Source organism: Fibrobacter sp. UWR3, assembly GCF_900143055.1.
Taxonomy (GTDB): Bacteria; Fibrobacterota; Fibrobacteria; order Fibrobacterales; family Fibrobacteraceae; genus Fibrobacter.
Genome location: NZ_FRCW01000019.1, coordinates 1 through 1,145 on the forward strand (window position 1 = coordinate 1; position 1,145 = coordinate 1,145).

Annotated in this window: 1 protein-coding gene; it reads right to left on the bottom strand. The window is 60.8% G+C overall.

Annotated features, from left to right (window positions below; all coding sequences use genetic code 11):
* Positions 1 to 1,145, bottom strand: a 1,145-nt coding sequence (gene tuf / locus BUA44_RS14950; protein ID WP_072813656.1) for an elongation factor Tu, incomplete at its 3' end; no start/stop codon positions are given.

Genomic DNA, 1,145 nt, shown 5'->3' on the forward strand with positions numbered 1-1,145 from the left:
CGGCCACCTTCGCGGATAGCGAAGCGGAGCTGCTTTTCCATGGCGATCGGGGCGATGAGGTTCACGTGGATCGTGACGGTGTCACCCGGGGTCACCATTTCGACGCCTTCCGGAAGCTGAATCGTGCCGGTAACGTCGGTGGTGCGGAAGTAGAACTGCGGACGGTAGCCGTTCATGAACGGCGTGTGGCGGCCACCTTCGTCCTTCGTGAGGACGTAGATTTCTGCCTTGAACTCGGTGTGCGGGGTCACGGACTTCGGGGCGGCGAGAACCATGCCACGGACGATGTCCTTCTTTTCGGCGCCGCGGAGGAGAAGACCGACGTTGTCACCGGCCTGGGCGTCGTCGAGGAGCTTGCGGAACATTTCCACGCCCGTGATGACGTATTCGGTGGTTTCACCGAGACCGATGCGTTCGACCTTGTCGTTGAGGCGGACGATACCGCGTTCGATACGGCCGGTAGCGACAGTGCCGCGGCCGGTAATGGTGAACACGTCTTCGATCGGCATCAGGAACGGCTTGTCGGTATCGCGCTGCGGGAGCGGGATGTAGGTGTCGCAAGCGTCCATGAGTTCCATGATCTTGTCCTGGTAGGCAGGGTCGCCTTCGAGGGCCTTGAGGGCGGAACCGCGGATGATCGGGGTGTTGTCACCGTCAAATTCGTACTTGGAGAGAAGTTCGCGGACTTCCATCTCGACGAGGTCGAGGATTTCGGCGTCGTCGACCATGTCGACCTTGTTCATGAACACGACGATCTTCGGCACGCCCACCTGGTGAGCGAGGAGGATGTGTTCGCGGGTCTGGGGCATCGGGCCGTCAGTAGCGGCCACGACGAGGATGGCGCCGTCCATCTGGGCAGCACCGGTCACCATGTTCTTCACGTAGTCGGCGTGCCCCGGGCAGTCGACGTGAGCGTAGTGACGGTTTGCAGTGGTGTATTCGACGTGAGAAGTGTTGATCGTGATACCACGGGCCTTTTCTTCGGGAGCGTTGTCGATTTCGTCGAAACGCTTGGCGGCGGCGAGGCCGCGGGCAGCGAGGGTCGTGCAGATTGCGGCGGTCAGGGTGGTTTTACCGTGGTCAACGTGGCCGATGGTGCCAATGTTGCAGTGCGGCTTGCTTCTGTCAAAATGTTCTTTTGCCAT